This is a genomic window from Bacillus salacetis, from assembly GCF_049177075.1.
In the GTDB taxonomy this organism is placed as follows: Bacteria; Bacillota; Bacilli; order Bacillales; family Bacillaceae_B; genus Rossellomorea; species Rossellomorea salacetis_A.
The window spans coordinates 752,306-769,454 of record NZ_CP185377.1 but is presented as its reverse complement, the minus strand read 5'-3'; the positions used below and the strand labels follow the sequence as shown (position 1 = coordinate 769,454).

At 43.3% G+C, this 17,149-nt stretch carries 14 protein-coding genes; 3 read left to right on the top strand and 11 right to left on the bottom strand.

Features of this window, described 5'->3' with window-relative positions; translation table 11 throughout:
- The first annotated feature begins 154 nt into the window (after positions 1-154).
- The gene (locus ACOJQI_RS03885) at positions 155-3,418 is read left to right on the top strand and encodes a glycosyltransferase (protein ID WP_421383733.1); all 3,264 of its coding nucleotides are present in this window, start codon (positions 155-157) and stop codon (positions 3,416-3,418) included.
- Between the two features lie 110 nt (positions 3,419-3,528).
- The gene (locus ACOJQI_RS03880; RefSeq protein WP_421383732.1) at positions 3,529-4,578 is read left to right on the top strand and encodes an acyltransferase family protein; all 1,050 of its coding nucleotides are present in this window, start codon (positions 3,529-3,531) and stop codon (positions 4,576-4,578) included.
- Between the two features lie 147 nt (positions 4,579-4,725).
- On the opposite strand, the gene ACOJQI_RS03875 is transcribed toward ACOJQI_RS03880, so the two are convergent.
- From ACOJQI_RS03875 to ACOJQI_RS03855, 5 genes are all read right to left on the bottom strand, one after another.
- A complete protein-coding gene (locus tag ACOJQI_RS03875; protein ID WP_421383731.1) occupies positions 4,726-5,703 on the bottom strand; it encodes a sortase domain-bontaining protein in 978 nt (325 codons plus the stop codon).
- Between the two features lie 63 nt (positions 5,704-5,766).
- A complete protein-coding gene (locus ACOJQI_RS03870) occupies positions 5,767-7,107 on the bottom strand; it encodes a copper amine oxidase (protein ID WP_421383730.1) in 1,341 nt (446 codons plus the stop codon).
- 230 nt (positions 7,108-7,337) lie between these two features.
- Positions 7,338-8,054, bottom strand: coding sequence for an anti-sigma factor (locus ACOJQI_RS03865; RefSeq protein WP_421383729.1), 717 nt, complete (start codon positions 8,052-8,054; stop codon positions 7,338-7,340).
- On the bottom strand, positions 8,051-8,617 hold the full coding sequence (locus tag ACOJQI_RS03860; protein WP_421383728.1) for an RNA polymerase sigma factor: 567 nt from the start codon (positions 8,615-8,617) through the stop codon (positions 8,051-8,053). Before ACOJQI_RS03860 ends, ACOJQI_RS03865 begins: the two co-directional genes overlap by 4 nt.
- A gap of 212 nt (positions 8,618-8,829) precedes the next feature.
- Complete coding sequence (locus tag ACOJQI_RS03855) at positions 8,830-9,897, bottom strand: C45 family autoproteolytic acyltransferase/hydolase (protein ID WP_421383727.1); 1,068 nt, start codon at positions 9,895-9,897, stop codon at positions 8,830-8,832.
- Between the two features lie 146 nt (positions 9,898-10,043).
- On the opposite strand from ACOJQI_RS03855, the gene ACOJQI_RS03850 reads away from it, so the two are divergent.
- Complete coding sequence (locus ACOJQI_RS03850; protein ID WP_421383726.1) at positions 10,044-10,664, top strand: hypothetical protein; 621 nt, start codon at positions 10,044-10,046, stop codon at positions 10,662-10,664.
- Between the two features lie 47 nt (positions 10,665-10,711).
- Here the strand turns inward: ACOJQI_RS03850 and ACOJQI_RS03845 are convergent, their stop codons facing one another.
- From ACOJQI_RS03845 to ACOJQI_RS03820, 6 genes are all read right to left on the bottom strand, one after another.
- The gene (locus ACOJQI_RS03845) at positions 10,712-11,566 is read right to left on the bottom strand and encodes an AraC family transcriptional regulator (protein ID WP_421383725.1); all 855 of its coding nucleotides are present in this window, start codon (positions 11,564-11,566) and stop codon (positions 10,712-10,714) included.
- 88 nt (positions 11,567-11,654) lie between these two features.
- Entirely contained in the window at positions 11,655-12,881 is a 1,227-nt protein-coding gene (locus tag ACOJQI_RS03840; RefSeq protein WP_421383724.1) for an MFS transporter, read from the bottom strand.
- Positions 12,882-13,278: 397 nt separating this feature from the next.
- Positions 13,279-13,545: a hypothetical protein gene (locus ACOJQI_RS03835; RefSeq protein ID WP_421383723.1), complete on the bottom strand. Its 267-nt coding sequence runs from the start codon at positions 13,543-13,545 to the stop codon at positions 13,279-13,281.
- A gap of 54 nt (positions 13,546-13,599) precedes the next feature.
- Complete coding sequence (locus ACOJQI_RS03830) at positions 13,600-14,214, bottom strand: hypothetical protein (RefSeq protein ID WP_421383722.1); 615 nt, start codon at positions 14,212-14,214, stop codon at positions 13,600-13,602.
- A gap of 185 nt (positions 14,215-14,399) precedes the next feature.
- The gene (locus ACOJQI_RS03825; protein ID WP_421383721.1) at positions 14,400-15,161 is read right to left on the bottom strand and encodes a nucleotidyltransferase domain-containing protein; all 762 of its coding nucleotides are present in this window, start codon (positions 15,159-15,161) and stop codon (positions 14,400-14,402) included.
- Between the two features lie 144 nt (positions 15,162-15,305).
- Entirely contained in the window at positions 15,306-16,994 is a 1,689-nt protein-coding gene (locus ACOJQI_RS03820; RefSeq protein WP_421383720.1) for a peptide ABC transporter substrate-binding protein, read from the bottom strand.
- Positions 16,995-17,149: the final 155 nt, after the last annotated feature.

The following is a 17,149-nucleotide window of genomic DNA, read 5'->3' as shown; positions in this document are numbered from 1 at the left end:
GATACCCGGAATTTTAGGCCCTGTATAAGTATTTTAGAGGGCTCTTTCCTTACTCATGAATGGGAAGAATTACATACGGTATTAATGTACTACTTTTTTGGATTTATTTAGAAATTACTTCATGAAACGAACTCACCAGGGAGAGGATCTAACTATGTTTAGGAAGAAATGGAGAAACCAAGAGAAGAAATTCATTTTTCAAGATGGATCCGGGAAGCGCTGGAAGAGAATCTGGATAATCACCATCTCTCTATTCGTCCTTTTGTCTATTGTTCTATCAGCAGCGGGACATGGACTTTTTCATAATCCCGTGCTTCCTCAAACAGACTTTAAAGAATCTCCAGTGATCAAACCAATCTCTGAACCTATAAAAACGGTCCAAACAAACCAGATACAATTTGGACCAAGTGACTTGAAATCACCAGTTAAAATCCCCCGGGAAGAAATTTATGGGTTTTACCTTTCAGGCAGCCCCATCAGCAGACAATCACTAGACCTGAATATTGATTCCATTGGTGTCCTGATCCCTGACTGGTATTGGCTTGATTCAGAATTGAACCTGCAAACAAACAAAGAAACGGAGGTTATCAATCTAGCAAAAGAAAACGGAGTCGCCATTATGCCGCGTTTATCATTGAGCGAGAATGCAGGTGAAACTGGCCTTCCCAGGCTTTTGGGATCAGCGGATTCAAGGAGTGCCCTGATTGAAACTCTTTATCATAAGGTCAAAGCTGGCAACTATTCCGGCATCAACATTGACTTTAAAGATTTGAGGGTAAATGATAAAGAATCTTTCACTGCTTTAATTTCAGAGCTATATGAACTTTTTCACGCAAACGGACTCGAGGTCACAGTGACTGTTCCCCCTGAAAATGAAGCATATGACTATCGGAATCTCACAAACTCGTCGGACAGGATAATCGTCAAGCTCTTTAAGGAACTCGCTGTTATGGAAGAACCCGAACCTGTTGCACCGCTCGGGTGGGTACAGCAAATTGTAGAGCAAATCCCTGTCCCGCCGGAAAAAATGGTCGTATCGTTAAACAATGAAAGCTATGAATGGGATTCAAGCAGCCAGGAAATGGTCAACTGCCTGATGTTCCATGAAGTCATGAAGACTGCTGCATCTTCAGGGCTTAAATCGCAGTGGGATCCCGTAAGTATGAATCCTTATCTCAGGTATACAAAAGACAATGTTCCCCACATCATTTGGTTTTTAGACGCTGCCACCTCCTACAATATAATCAAACTGGCACTGTCCCAAGGTGTTAAAGGAATAGCAGTGGACCAGCTGGGACATGAGGATTCTGGTTTATGGAAGTACATTCCAGACACTTCAGCAATGGAAGAGGGTACCCACAAGTTACATTCCATGGAGAACCCCATACCAGTCATTGAAATGGGCAGCGGAGAAGTCATCCGCCTTTCAAACCGGTCCCAGCAAGGGAAAAGGACGGTACATCTCAACACTGATGGCTACATTAACAATGAAACTTATGAGAAATACCCACTGCCTTACTACATTGAAAAATCCGGCGGGAATCAGAATAAAAAAATTGTCCTCTCTTTCGATGATGGACCTGATCCTGCCTACACCCCTAAGATTCTTGATATTTTAAGCAAAGAGCAAGTCCGGGCATCGTTCTTTGTTGTCGGCCGCCAAGCTGCCCTTCACCCAGAAATCCTGCAGCGGATTCACCGTGAGGGACATGAAATCGGCAATCACACCTTCAGTCATTCGAATATAACAGAAGATAGCCCAGCCACTCTTCAAGCGGAGTTGAATTCCACACAGAGGCTGATCCAGCAGGTCACCGGCCATTCGTCCATTTTATACCGGCCTCCTTATACAACCGATCTTGATGAAGACAGCCCGGAAGATTTACTGCCTTACCTCCAAGCTCAAGAAATGGGCTACACCATGGTCGGATCGTATATCGATCCCAAAGATTGGTATGCTGATTCAACCAAAAACATTGTGAACAGGCTTCTGAATAACCTATCAGATGGAAACATCGTGCTCCTTCATGATTCCGGAGGGGACCGTTCAGCAACCGTGGAGGCACTCCCAAAAATCATTAAAGTGCTAAAGGATGAGGGATATACGTTTGTGACAACAGCCGACCTGATCAACAAGGAGCAAACCAGTTTAATGCCTCCTGTCGAAGATGAGATCTTTCCTTATATGTTCTTTTATAAGATTGCCAACACGCTCTTTATATGGCTCATCAACTTCTGTATATTCTTTTTCTCGTTAGGCATCATTTTAGGAATTTTGCGCTTAATCCTCCTATTTACATTCAGCTATAAACACAGCAGACAAAAATCCAATCACAAGCCTTCTCCCTACCCTCCATTCGTCAGTGTCATCATTCCCGCCTACAATGAAGAAGCCGTTATTGAAAAAACACTGCAGTCCATCTTGAGAAGCCATTACCGCAATTTCGAAGTAATTGTGATTAATGACGGGTCGACCGATCACACAGCTGAAGTGGTTAAAAAAATTTCAAAAAACAACATCCGGGTTCGGCAGACAGTTAAAGTCAATGAAGGAAAGACAGCAGCCATCAACTACGGGTTCTTAAAAGCCAGAGGAGAAATCATCGTTACACTGGACGCTGATACCTCTATCGTACCTGACACCATTTCCCTCCTGGTCAACCACTTTAAAGATGAAAAGGTTGCGGGTGTGTCCGGTAATGTGCGGATCGGGAACATCCGAAACGTAATCACCCTGTGGCAGCATATTGAATACGTAACAGGCTTCAACCTTGAAAAGAGGGCCTTTCAAGAATTGAATTCCATTACAGTCGTCCCAGGAGCTGTAGGAGCATGGCGGAAAAGTGCCATTGCGGAAGCTGATTTCTTTGAAGAAGACACCCTTGCTGAAGATACGGATATTACACTGAAACTTTTGCGAATGGGTTATCAAATTAATTATGAACCGTCAGCAAAAGCCTATACAGAAGCACCGGAAACGGTCAGAAGCTTTGTCAAACAGCGATTCCGCTGGTCATATGGCATACTGCAGTGCTTATGGAAGCATTCCAGTGCTTTCTTCAATCCCAAACAAAAAGGACTTGGGTTTGTCGGCCTTCCCTATATGTGGTCGCAATATATCTTTTCAGCTTTCGCCCCTCTCATCGATATTGTTTTCCTGATTGGGTTATTCGGCGATACACCTAAGATCATCACTTACTATATTCTCTTTTTCCTGATTGACCTTTTTGTCGCAGTTTATGCATTTCACTTGGAAGGGATCAGCAAAAGACCTCTTATACTGCTTATTGTCCAGCGGATTGTCTATCGTCAACTGCTCACATTTACTGTCTGGAAAGCCTTTGCCTATGCTGCAAAGGGCGTTCTGATCGGCTGGAATAAACTAACGCGTTCCGGAAACGTTAAGCTGCCCGATTAGACTTCCTTGCTTAGAGATTGAATTTATGAGGATAGATATACCTGGTCTGATCAGAATCAATCCTGGCAGGCCTGGATGTCTGTCCTCGATATCAGAAAGGCGGATTTAAAATGAGAAGGAAATTGATTTTGATACAATTTTCACGGGCACTTGTCCCGGTTCTGGTCATGCTCTTTCATGTGTCCGCAAACATGAAGGGGTACTGGGATTATGATTTACTGAAGATGAGTACTCTCCCTGTGTCCGGGGGAGTCAATTATTTCTTTGCTTTATCGGGGTTTATGCTTTTTTATATTTACAAGGAAAAGTTTGGACAGTCGGGAGAATTGAAGAAATATTTATTGAACAGATTCATCAGGATTTATCCGCTGTATTGGGTGCTTACTTTAATCGCTCTCCCAACACTGCTTCTATTTCCTTTTCTGGGTCTGGAAAATAAGATAGACTATGATTCGGTTATCCATTCCCTCCTGCTTCTGCCGCATCCTCAAGGTACTGAACCAATTCTGGATATTGCCTGGTCACTGGTCTACACTGTTTATTTTTATCTTATTTTTGCGTTGTTTTTTCTTTCTAAAAGAATCATCCCGGCCGTCATTCTTTCGGTGTGGGGGCTGATAAGCATCGGCTTTATGACAGATCTTTTCTGGTCAGCCGAAAAGATTACTTATTTCTTCTTTTACCAATACAACCTGATTTTCCTGGCCGGAATATTATGTGCCTATTTATTGACCAGGATTAAATTGAATCAGCCGCTCTCTATACTCACTGCCAGTTTAGGCTTCATCACTTTTCCTCTGTTGTGGTGGAATGAATATCAGCAGGCGGTCAACATCAGTTTCGATATCGGTACCGGCCTGGCATCAGCCCTGATTATATTCGGCTTGGCCTCGATCGATATACAGAAAGAGATCTCATTGCACAAGTCTTTGTATTATCTGGGAAATGCCTCCCTGTCCATTTACCTGGCACACAACCTGCCGCTCAATACGTTTTCCCATATCTTTTATAAAATTGGGCTGTTTGAACTGATTGGGGGACCGGCTGTAAGCATTTTATTATTGGCCATGATTACAGGGGTTGGATGCCTGGTGCATTCCTTTATCGAGAAACCAATTGTCGCATACTCAAAGAAAAAGATTTTCAAGCCGGTATCCTAAGAATCCATAACGTTAATTGGAGATTCTGTTTTCCAGCTCCTCCATGGCCATTTCTTTCTCCCATTCAGAGTAATCAACTCTATCCGCCTAGTTCACGGCATTCAGGGCGTGACAGTCACGCCCCGGTATTTGTCGAAGGCCCTTCTATCAGGACTCGACGATTTTAGAGGCTTCAGATTCAGTTCCCGCAATAGTAACAGATGTAACATAGTACTGTGTCCCCTTTTCGGCATTATCATCATAGAAGTTTTTCCGCTCATGATCTGAAATGCTCGCCAGGTGTTTGAACTTCTCATCACTTGGTCCTTTTTTATAAACTCTGTATCCCATAATATTATCATTCTTGACTGCATGCCAGGAGATCGAGCCAAGGTCATATTCCACATGTGCAGGAGCGGATGGCTGTGGAAGAAGTTGTTCCCCGGATTGATTTAAAAGTTCTGTATAGATAACAAGACGGTCCGGATACAAGTGGTCATCATAATTAAAGGTCCCTGTACACGTAATTAGATTAAGGTTTCGTTCATCATCCGGCCCGAATATTTTCTCGATCGGTGCTTCCTCGGCTTTATAACTTTCTTTCTCTTTTACAATGAACGTTTTTTCCACACCATTTGTATCTGTTACTATAATCTTTTCACCGATTGCTAAATTCTTAAGATAGAAGAACACCGCAGGGCCTTCCTTGCTGTCAACATGACCGGCTATAACAGCGTTCCCTTTTGCCCCTGGCTGAAATCCTTTGCTATACCATCCAGTGACCTCAGTTCCCTTTGGCACTTCCATTTCTCCGTTGTCGAGCAAGCCGACAGGTATGACCTCTGTATCGATATTCATACTTGGAATCTTGATTCTTACAGGCGTAATTCCCTCTTCTTGAATCTCTAGTTTCCTCTCCAACTCATCCTTTTTCTTTTTTAAAGAGTCAAGAAGAACAAATTCCTCCTCTTGCTGCGCCGCCTGCCTGCCCTCATCTGAAGTTGCTTCTTTAACAGCTGCTTTTTCCTTTTCAACAGACTCCTCTTTTGGAGTTTTGCTCGTTTCATCCCGGGCTAACACCTGAAACCCGACAGCTCCGGCTGCAAGAAGTATTATTAATGCAATGATCATCATACGTTTTTTCATCTGAACTTCACCTCCATTTATTATAGGAAAAGAGAAGAGCGGGAACGCCCTTCTCTTTATGGATTATTGCTGGCTTGTGAATTTACTTTTGATTAAATACCCTCCAGCAAGAAGTACGGCTGCTGCAAAAGTGATCCATGCAGTCATTGGCATTGGTTTATCAGCGGAACCGCCCATTCCCGTGTTCGGCATTTGTTCCGGCATTTCAGATGCTGCAAATTCATCAGGCATTTGCTTTACAATGGCATCACCAAGGGCTTTCCCGATACCAAAAGTAAAGGCATATCCTTCACGGAAAGTTTGCGTGCTTGTTTCATAGTCTTCAGCAACATAACTGTCAAACGTTTTCACCACTTGGTCTTCATGTGTCATTAGGGCATCAACGGCGGCTTCTTCCGGAAGGTTCCCTTCAGTCGCAGCTGCAAGGAAGGCACCAAATTCCTTCGTGAACATCGTCAAGCTTTCGCGTGCTTCCTTAGCCGCTGCTTCGTCTCCCGCTACTGTTGCGGAAACCAGTTCAGCTTGTGCATTGATATGGTCACTCGTCCAAAGTTTCTTGAATTGCATGGCACCCTCTTCGCCATATATAGATTGGATAGCGGCTGTATAATCCTCAGTATTCATGTCTTCCGCCCAAGTGGCAATGTCATAATCCGGAGCACCTTTTACTCCTTTTTGCATGCTCATCGCCGCCAAAGCAAAATGTTCTGCAGTCAATTTATTCAGAGTGGAACGCAGGTCAGCTGCCGGCGTATCGACTTTTGTGTTTTCAAATTTGTCAGGCATTTGCATCACAATTGCTCCTGACAATGCTTTACTGATATCGAACATTCGGTCATAGCCTTCCATGAAGTTTTCATAGTAGCCTTTGTAGTCCTCTTCCACATAATTATCAAAAGCTTCTACAACATCATTCTCATGGGCTCGGAGGACTTCCTTTGCTGCATCTTCTGGAAGATTTCCCTCCGTGGCAGTGTTAAGGAATGCAGAGAATTCATTGACAAATTCAGTCACCTCCGCTTCTGCCGCCTTTCTGGCTTCTTCATCACCGGATTGAGCTGCCTCTACAAAATCATCTGAGTAATCTAGATGTCCCGCAAAAATCTCTTGGAACTTTTCAGCTCCCTCTTCCCCATAAACAGAAGCGATAGCTGGTGTCATATCCAATGCATTTTGTTTCAAGGCCTCGTACGCCTGTTTTTCATCCGGGGCATCATTGTAGTCTTTTACCATCGCATCCACCGCTAAGACAAAGTGTTCCGATAAAAGCTGGTCAAGCGTTGTCCGCAAATCGGAGGCCGGGGTCACAACCGTCGGCTCCCCCTCCGCCTGGGCTGCTGCTGGAACAAGTAAAGATAATCCTAATACAGGTGCTGCGACTTTTTTAAGTAAGTTTTTTTTCATTTAGTATCTCTCCTCTTTTTTTATTTTTCTAGTAAGCTAACGGACATTCACTTGATTTGGATCACATTTTTTTGAAAATGTTTTTAATGAAATCCTTTCAATTCCCGGCCGGAGAATTGTATTTTCATAAAGCTAACGCAGGTCGATCTCATTTGGATCACTTTTTATAAAAAAAAAAAAACCAGCACAATTAAAAGTTGTGCTGGGCTCCTTCCTATATTTCGTTCAGTCTATAGTTCTGAAGCTAGAACGATGTTTCCTTGGGGAAGTTGACTGTTGGCATCCGGTTCCTGCGATACGGCAACCATATCCCAGTCAACATTCTCATACTCCTCATTAAGATTGAAGATAACAGAACCGTTTCCATCTTCTATAGTAAATGTACCGGCACGTTCAGGCTTCTCGTCCTTAATTAACCAGACCTGGTATACCTCGGTTTCGCTCAGGTTCTCCAGTTCAGAAGCTTGCACGACCAGTCTTGTTTCATCACCTTGTTTCACAATACTTGCTGTTCCCTTGGCATTACCTTCTACCGCTGCTAATTGTGCATATTTTACTACTTGGTGAATGGATTCCTGAATCCCCGCTGTCTCTTTCTGACCTTCGAGCTGTGTAATGAAGTAAGCATTCCCCAGCAGCGATACGGCCAGCAGGGCTGCTGCAGCAGGGAAGATCCACCTTCTTCTTATTCGGGCCGGCGGCTGCAAGGAGGCTTCTTTTTCAGCTTCTTCACCAAGGATATTTTTGAACACCCGTTCCTCCAATTCTGTTGGCGGCTCAACTGGCTCAGAAACATAAGGCAGAAAATCCTCAAGTTCATGAAGCTGTTGAAGACTCTCCTTGCATTCATCACATTCAGCCAGATGCTTCTCAAAATCTTTTCTCTCTGTATCTGACAAATGCTCATTGTAATAATCAAGCAATCGGTCACAATGCTGTTCCTTCACTCAAAATTCCCTCCTTTCCCTTGCAGACATTGCTGCAGATGTTTTAAAGCAAGCCTGATCCTCCCTTTAACCGTACCAAGCGGCGTATCCATGGACTTTGAAATAGCCTGCTGAGTCTTTCCTTTAAAATAAAACAGATGAACGATATGCTGCTGCTCCTTTTTCAAAAGGGCAATGCACTCTCGGACAGCAGTCCCTTTTTCTTTCCATTCAACTATATCCTCAGGTGTTTCGTAGGTGACCTGCAGTGAATCCTTTTCAATGTACTCCACAGTCTCATGCTTTTTATATTTTCGCAGTGCATCAAGGCAGGCGTTCCTGGTCATGGTCAAAAGCCATGAAGAAAACTTTCCTTTGCTTTCATCATATGGAGCATGCTTCTTCCAAAGCTTCATAAAGACTTCCTGGACCACCTCTTCTGCTGCTTCTTGATTCCCCGTCATTTTATAGGAAAAAGAATAGATCAGCTTTTCGTACTTTCGGTAAAGCTGACGCAGTGCCGAGGAATCTTTGTTATGCAAAACTTTCTGATATAATTCAATATCCTTAAGTGCTTCTGTCATAAATACTCCTCTAATAAATTTTGACTTGGATGATTTAAGGATAGCCAATAAGTACCATCAGCTCAACTTATTACTAAGCTAACGAAAAGAAACATGTTTTAGATCACAATTAGGTTTATGTATTTTCATAAAGGGTATATAAATGGTTTTCATCTATAAAAAGAGCCTGTCATTCCCGATTGAATTCAGAATGACAGGCCTTTTAATATCAACTACCTTTTGCTCCAATCCCCATGTTTGTCCATATGGATAAATGGAATATCCGTGTCCACTTCTCCTGTGATCCGTTCAAGCCCTAGGTCTTCGCCCTGAAGCCATTTCCGGAAATCAAACTCCACAGGTTCCCGATCACCGCCCAGCGCAAACCATGCTTTCAATTCTTTAGGGAAGTAAGCAGATGTATGGATGGTCCCAGCCCAGCTTCCATACAAGTCAGAAAAGATTCCTTTATCACTGTCATTCAGCAGCCTGAACGCTTCCGATGCATTGTTGATACTGCTTTCGCCTTGCCGCATAACTTCAAGCCGGCGCTTGGAGTCTACCAAATGGTTGCGGTTTTCCTCCACCATGATCTCAAAATGGTTCGTGCAGGCATTAGATTGACGGACCTGCACACCACGAGGGGAAGTCTCCACGATAAACGTTTCACTGCTGGTATCATGGACAATGTAGCTGAAGGAATGGCGGTGCGGAATTTCCTTCAGCATTGCAACCGCTTCTTCAACATCAGCGCAAGACTCCAAGATCAACCTGCCAATCATACAGCAAATGAAACCGTCTCCGGGATTCTTTCGGTGCATGAAGTTGTATCCGATGGACAAACCTTTTTCATTCATCCCATCCATTCGTCCCGTTACCCGTTGGCTCGGCCCGATGATGGCATAGCCCTGGCCGTCGGTTGGCTGGTAAAAGGTATACCGTCCTTCATATGTTTTCGGATGGTAGTCATAATTACGGACCAGATAATTGTCCCCCGTCAGAATTGAACAACCGGATTTTACATAGTCAAGCCGGTATCCACCAAATTCCTTCAAAACCCGTTCCATCGGCCATTGAAGAGCTTCCTGCAGGCCAAGAAGTTCCTCCCAGACACCCGGAGCGAACTTGGTTACCGCCTGTTTTACTTCATCGATTTTTATCGAAAAACGGGGCTTGCGGACTTTCCATTGATTTTCCCTGTTAATGACAGTGAGGGAATCTTTTATTTTCTCTCCCTGCATGTATCCAAAATCAAAATGCGTCCCGCGGAACTGTATGATATCACTATATATCTGCTTCATATTTTTAACCTCTTTTATCAAACTTTTTCCTTAGGATAAAGGATTAACAGCAAGAAATAAAGGAAACGGGTTTGAAAATTTTTATATCCCCTTTTCACTTCATCCATTATAATAATTTAGAAATATACAAGAGCGGAGGAAAGAATATGCTTTCCAAGAAGCAGTACATCCTTATCATCATCGCGGCCATCCTGCTTGGATTTCTGACGGATATCTTGCAGATTCCATTTTGGAAGACAGCGGTGTTGATTTTTTTAACCGTAACTCTGATCATTTACGTTCCTTTTGTCTGGTACATGTATTTTTCAAGGAATACCGGTAACACAGGAGAATACTTAAAACGCCGAACCAGGCAGCCAATTCTTCAATTTTATTTCAGCCTTGCTAACTCCGAGACAGATCAAATGGAAGAAGCCCTTTCCATTTTAAAAAAGAAGTATAAGAGCCCGCAGATGACAGCAGTTTTCACTGTGGCCTATGCCGCCCACCAAGAGAACCTGGCAGCAGTCAAGGAAAGTATTCAACACATAAAGGACCTTTCGGCGCGCCAATACTATGAAGCTCTATTAAAAGTAGAAGAAGGACAATGGGATGATGCCGGGAAATTGGCCTCCACGCTGAAGAAGGAATGGATGAAGGAAGCCGTCAAAGCAGAGCTGCTTCATAAAAAGGGAGAGGCCGACGCCGCAAAAGTTCATGAATCAAAAGCAATCGATCTGACAAAAGGGATGCAGCGATATATTCTGGAAAAACGATATAGAAAATAAAAAGGCTATCTCCACAGGAATACTACCCATTGGAGATAGCCTTACTTTTATTTCTTCATAATTGGAATCCAGACTTCACAGCGGTAGTCCTCGCTGTCAACATTACCTGGAGGATACAGCTCGAATTCAGGTCCGCCGCCATGTTCGTAGCCTGTAGACGTGAACCACTCGGAATAGATGCGCTGCCATACATTTTGAATGGCATGAGGCATCGGACCGATTGATTCAAACACTGCGTATGCCGCAGCCGGAATCTGCTTCACCTCGAACTTTGCCTGATCTTTATTTGTTTCCGCACCGATGAAATAAGTGAACTCTTCATCTGCATGATCAAACTCCATACAAAATCCCAGGATATCTTCAGCTCCCGCAGCCTCATAGATCTCCCTGTCAAGGCCCTTCCCATTCACTTCATCCCAGAATTTTGGAATTTCTTTATGGTTTTCACCATTGGCAGTCGATACCCTTCTGCCGATTCCCGCAACTCTAAAGCTTTCTTTCTCAACGATTCTGTAATTCATTTCTTTCTCCCCTTTTAGCAGAATTTGAAAAGAGATGCGAGGGAATGCCTTCAAAGAAACTTCCCGTTCCCTCACCTGGGATGGCGAAACACCGTGCGCCCGCCTGAAAGCTTTAGAAAAAGATTCAGGCGTTTCATAGCCGTATCGAAGAGCCACATCAATCACTTTTGCGCCGGTGTTGGAAAGCTCCTGTGCGGCCATTGTCAGCCTGCGCTTTCTGATATACTCTGTCACTGTATAGCCTGTCAGCATGCTGAACATCCTTTGAAAATGGAACTTGCTGCTATACGTAATCCTTGCTAGTTCCTGCAGTTCAATTTTTCGCTGAAGGTTGTCTTCGATGTAATCGATACACTCATTCATCCTTAGCAGCATTTCCATCCCAACTCCCCCTTGCTTCTTCAGTTTAGCACCATGCCGCCCCGCAAACCTGTCAGCAACTGCTCACCTGTGACAGATGCTTGTTACTCTATTGTTCTGCAGAAAAACTGCTTTCCCTTCCATAATTTCTGACAAATGGAAGCGAAAACGTCAACAGAGCCGCCCCCATTTCGAGAAGTCCGCCATAGATGAAAACATCCTGCGGCGCAGTCCACTCCATCATCCATCCAGCTGCTGCCTGGGCGATCGGGACCGACCCGGACATAACGAGAATCATGACACTGATGACCCTGCCGAAAATCCTTGGCGGAATAATCGTATGATTCACGCTGGGAGCGATGACATTGACAGCTGTTTCGTGCAGACCCATAAGGGCAATCAATGTGATGATGACCCACAGATTTCCCGTAAACCCAATCAGCATGATGACAATTCCCTGAAGGAAGCATGTCAGCAGCGTCATATAAGGTTTGGGATTCTTTATTGTAAAAACAGAAAACAATACTGCTCCCGCAACGCTGCCGATTCCAATTGCCGTGTTCATCAACCCGAAACCTTCGACCCCGAAATTCAATTCATCCGCCAAAAACGGGATGCTGACAAAAGTCGCCCCCACAGCTGCATTGGCAAAGAAAGCAAAAACAGCCATTGTTGTGATGATGGGGGTCGTCACGAAATAATGAAATCCTGATTTCACACTTTTCCACATAGGTTCACTTTCTGTTTCTTCTTCTGGCTTTGCCGCTTTAACCAGAAGCAATAATAGTGCCGAGATGAGGAACGTTACCGCGTTTACCATGATTGCAAAATTGGTGCTGCCGATAGCAACCAGCCCGGCACCTATCATCGGTCCAATCACGGCTGAAACATTCCCGGCAGTCATTAGAAGTCCCATCGACTGGGTATAGTATTCCTTTTCGACGATTCGCGTCCTGAATGAGATTCCCGCTGGTTCTGCTATGGAATCCACCATCCCAAACACCGCACCGATAATGTAGAAAATCCAGATGGCCTCCTTATTCACGAACAAAACGACCAAGGCGAGGATGATGATGGCCCTCAGCACGTTTGACTGGATAAGTAATTTTTTGGGGTCAATACGGTCGACAATTACACCTCCCACCAGAACAAACAGGATTTTTGATGCCCCCAAGATAAACAGGTAAGTCCCCACGACTGATGGGGACTGGGTTTCTTCCACAAGAAGCCATGTGAGAGCTATGACAAAAATGGAGTCTCCCAATGAAGAAATCCAAGTACTGATCCAGTAATACAAAAAACTTTTATTCTTAAAAATTGATAAATTCAAGTTCATGATCTTTACTCCTCCTGATTTCGGCCACCCTGCGAAGAGGTGGTATCCCTGTTTTTATTCATAGAAAAGACACCTATCCCACGATAGGTGTCTTTTTGGCTTCAAACTTTCCCCGCAATTTGATCGTTACGAGGAAAAATCTATAAAAGCTCACCCTGTGCGGTATGCAATGAAACTATTGAACTCGACTTAAAAAAGGGCAGACTGGTCCCTTTGAAAAGGAAAGTATCAAAAATTTTCATTGCAGACTTACTTTCAGGGATACCATTCATCACAGGGTGAACCTCCTTTCAAATATAGAATCATAAACTATTATAAAACGTGTTGGAAAAATATACAATTAGTTTTTGGTGACAGTCACAACCCGAATTGTGTCGGCAGGCCACACCCGGTCCAATTACTCCGCCTCCGTTTTATGCGGCGGTAAATATCTTGTAAAGTAAGCCCCGGCAATCAGCAGGATCAATGTCACCATCCAGCTGACCAGTCCGATGAAATCAAACCACAGGGCCAGCAGGTTCGTCACTGCAATCAGGTAAAAGCAGATGGAGGTCAGGGCCGTCTTGATCCCTGTTATCCCCGCAGCCTTCCTTTTCCTGTAAACGTAAATACCAGAGACTATCAAAGCCAAAATTAATAGTACGGTCCAAATTAATGGGTTCACTTTATTCTCCTCCTTCACATCAATCGACAAAAACCGGGTCGTGACTGTCACTCATCATGAGGTTTTTTTCTCTACCCCGGTGACTCCCTGCTTTTTCAGCAGCCCCGCGATTTTGTTGAGCTGCTCCTCATGTTCAATGACCACACAGCTTGGTTGAAACAGTTTGTTCTTTATTTTAAAGTCCAGCTTATAACCCTTATTAACACGCTCGTCAAGACCATACAGTTCATGCCAGCGAATGATTCTTTCAGTCTCATAATATTTAATTTCTGAGAACGAATAATATTTTGCATTCAGTATGATTCCTTCTGGCAAAATAAAAAAGTTCCCTCTATGCCGGACGGCACTCAGAATCATGAAAAACATATAGGAAAAACTGAAGAATTGGGGCTCCATCCAGTCGGTGGCAAGAACAACCCCCAACAGGATCATGAGGACTGCCAAGGCTGCATAAGTCCCCCACTTAACCACTCTATAAGACTTGGACTGTTTATTGAGCGGCTCCATTTCCAGCCACTCACCAGGAAGAAGGATCCCCGAGAACTCTTCCTTACTCTTTGGATACAGTGCGGCCGGTGCCGATTCGGCTGCCTTTTTTAAATTAAACCGATATCTCACCAAATAGTAGACGCCCGCTAAGAAAATAAGTCCAAAAAGGAAGTCTATCATAAATCCATCCCCTCCTCTAATTATGTTAAAAATTAAATCCTCTTATTAATTCACGAATGTATGCCCTAAAAAGTTTCATAAATTGCTTAACTTATAACAAAAAGTTCAAATAGATCCGCTTCATCCTTACACAACAAAGAGAAGCACTTTGGAAAGGCTTCTCTTTGCTGGTGACTCAGGGTCACTTATTCTATTTTTTCCGCCATCTTCCGGAAAAAAATCACGGCGTTGTCATCTGGAAGGTTTTCCTCTATCCAGCTAAGTTCCCTGGAATATAAATCGATGATCAGGTCAGCTGCATGCTTATGCTTTTTCGGATTCATAGAGTTATAGATTTCATTAACTTCTTTCAAGATATCATCCGGAAGCTGCGCCTCCAGAGCCTTCATCCCCAGCTGTGCCCTTTCCGGCCTGTACCTATGCAGGAGCACCTTGGCCATCTTGAACATGCAGTGCTGAAGCACCTCTATCCCCCACAAACTATTCCCTCTGTTATAGGCTTTGCGGTATTGAAACAGAAACCAGGGAACATCGATTACCAGCTCATAGAATTCCTCTGGGGATAACAATAAATTCTGTGTCGCCTCATACTTCCCCATGAGGTTATCCGGATCATATACGACCTTGAAATAGTCTTTCTCTTTAAAATTCTTCTCTGTCACAGTAAACAGATCAACATGGAGCATATCATCAAACACCGCAATGATCTGCGGGGCGATAATGAAAATATCATCATAGAATAATAGATTCCTATAGGACTTCAGATGATCCACTCGTCTTTCAAGAAATGCCCTTTCATCTTCCTCCTTTACAAGGACATAGAGGTCGACGTCTGAATGCTCATCATTTTCCCCTCTTCCCATCGAACCTTTTAAAAAGACTGCCTGAACCAGTTCATCTTTCTTCAAGCTCTCGGAGATGCTTTCTACCGCCCTATCCTGTCTCAACCGGCTCCCCCCTTAAAAATAAATATTACGCCATTATATTCCAATTTCATTTTATTTTCAAGAGAAGAGAGCCTTCTATTTCACTCTCACGAACAATAAAAAAAACACGCTCCAGTATTGAACCGGAGCGTGCCTCGTTAGCTTTTACTCAATGTAAGCCCATTTATAAGAATTGTTCGCTGCAAAGTTGTGGCGAAGGATGCCGTGTACATATTCTTTTTCAAGATAGGCAGATCCATCTTGGAACATTGGGCTGATTGCCTGATCTTCCAATAAGATTTTTTCCGCTTCAAGCATTGCTTCCCAACGGGCAGCCTGATCAGCAAGTAGAGTTGACTTACTATCTTCTATCAATTTATCAAACTCTTTATTGGAATAAGCCATTTGATTATGAGCTCCATCCGTTACAAACATGTCAAGGAATGTCATTGGATCTGGATAATCCGGTGACCAGCCCGCATAAGAGAAGTCATAATCCCCTTTTGATTCCAAATCCAATTTTTGTTTGAACGGCTGCTGAGAAATGGAAACTGTTAGGCCTTTAAGGTTTGTTTCAAGCTGCTCCTTGATGTACTCCCCAATCTTTTTGGCATTATCGCTGTCATAGTTCAACAGCTCCATCTCTACTTTATCTTTCCCTAACTCTTTCAAAGCAGTTTCCCAAAGTTTTGCGGCTTCTTTAGGATCGAATCCTCCCATGTCGCCATTCTGCTCACGATAATCCTGGCCATCCGGGCTGGCCACGAAATCTCCTGGAACAAGGAAGTAAGCAGGAACAGATCCGTCATTCAACAGAACTTGCACCATACCTTCTTTATCCCAGCCCATGTCAATGGCTTTTCGTGCATTTTCATTTGCCAGCACTTCATTCCTTTGATTCAAGCGCAAGAAATATACCCCTGTATTAAGCTTCGTTTTAAAGTTGGCATCGTTTTTATACTGATCAACAAACTCTGCAGTAAGACCTGTTACGTCTGCTTTGTCTGTTTCATATAGATTAACACGTGTAGCTGTTTCTTTAACGATATTAAAGTTGACTTCTTCAAGCTTCACAGTTGCTGCATCCCAGTAATCTGCATTCTTCTTGAATTGGAAGCTTTGTTCATGTTTCCAGTCAGAAAGAACAAATGGACCATTGTAGATGGCTGTATTGGCTTCAAGACCGTATTGGTCACCCACTTCGTTAATGTAAGCCTCATTTTGCGGATAGAAAGTCGCAAAAGTCAGCAGTCCTTTGAAATATGGAACTGTTGTCTCAAGCTGGACTTCCAATGTTTTATCATCTAATGCTTTTACCCCTAGTTCATCAAGAGGAAGTTCACCGCCATTGACTTTTGCAGCATTCTTGATGTCGTACATGATATATGCATATTCTGCAGCCGTTTCAGGATTCAATGCCTTTTTCCAGGCGTATTCAAAATCTTTTGCTGTTACAGGGTCGCCATTTGACCATTTTGCATCCCTGATCTTAAAGGTGTAGGTTTTGCCATCTTCAGAAACTTGCGGCTCTTCTGCTGCCATCCCCAAGACTGGCTCATCATTTTCTCCAAGGCGGTAAAGACCTTCGAAGACGTTATTCATTACATCAAAAGAAACAGTATCAGTGGCCAATGTGGAATCAATTGAAGGGATTTCCGAGCCTTCAAGCAAGTTAAGTACTTGTGCTCTTGGTTCTTCGCTTGTTCCTTGGTCATTCGAATTTCCGTTTCCATTTGCATTTTCATTTCCGTTTGAGTTTGAGTTGGAGTTGCCGCCATTGTTACCGTTGCAGGCAACCAGGAACATACTCAATACCAGAAACAAAGCCAGTAAAGACAAAAACCTTTTTTTCATACAGACACCCCTTATTTTTTCTTTTTTGTAAAAATTTTGAATCTTAGGAAGATTATACAACTGCTTGTAATCACTTTGCAACATTTATTTTACAAGTTTGTTATATGTTTTTAATGTATTCTTAATTTTGTAATAAATGTTACATAAAAATATTA

Excerpts from the sequence above, each read along its gene's own strand:
- ACOJQI_RS03885 (WP_421383733.1), top strand. The coding sequence starts at position 155 with ATGTTTAGGAAGAAATGGAGAAACCAAGAGAAGAAATTCATTTTTCAA.
- ACOJQI_RS03880 (WP_421383732.1), top strand. The coding sequence starts at position 3,529 with ATGAGAAGGAAATTGATTTTGATACAATTTTCACGGGCACTTGTCCCG.
- ACOJQI_RS03875 (WP_421383731.1), bottom strand. The coding sequence starts at position 5,703 with ATGAAAAAACGTATGATGATCATTGCATTAATAATACTTCTTGCAGCC.
- ACOJQI_RS03870 (WP_421383730.1), bottom strand. The coding sequence starts at position 7,107 with ATGAAAAAAAACTTACTTAAAAAAGTCGCAGCACCTGTATTAGGATTA.
- ACOJQI_RS03860 (WP_421383728.1), bottom strand. The coding sequence starts at position 8,617 with ATGACAGAAGCACTTAAGGATATTGAATTATATCAGAAAGTTTTGCAT.
- ACOJQI_RS03855 (WP_421383727.1), bottom strand. The coding sequence starts at position 9,897 with ATGAAGCAGATATATAGTGATATCATACAGTTCCGCGGGACGCATTTT.
- ACOJQI_RS03850 (WP_421383726.1), top strand. The coding sequence starts at position 10,044 with ATGCTTTCCAAGAAGCAGTACATCCTTATCATCATCGCGGCCATCCTG.
- ACOJQI_RS03845 (WP_421383725.1), bottom strand. The coding sequence starts at position 11,566 with ATGGAAATGCTGCTAAGGATGAATGAGTGTATCGATTACATCGAAGAC.
- ACOJQI_RS03840 (WP_421383724.1), bottom strand. The coding sequence starts at position 12,881 with ATGAACTTGAATTTATCAATTTTTAAGAATAAAAGTTTTTTGTATTAC.
- ACOJQI_RS03830 (WP_421383722.1), bottom strand. The coding sequence starts at position 14,214 with ATGATAGACTTCCTTTTTGGACTTATTTTCTTAGCGGGCGTCTACTAT.
- ACOJQI_RS03820 (WP_421383720.1), bottom strand. The coding sequence starts at position 16,994 with ATGAAAAAAAGGTTTTTGTCTTTACTGGCTTTGTTTCTGGTATTGAGT.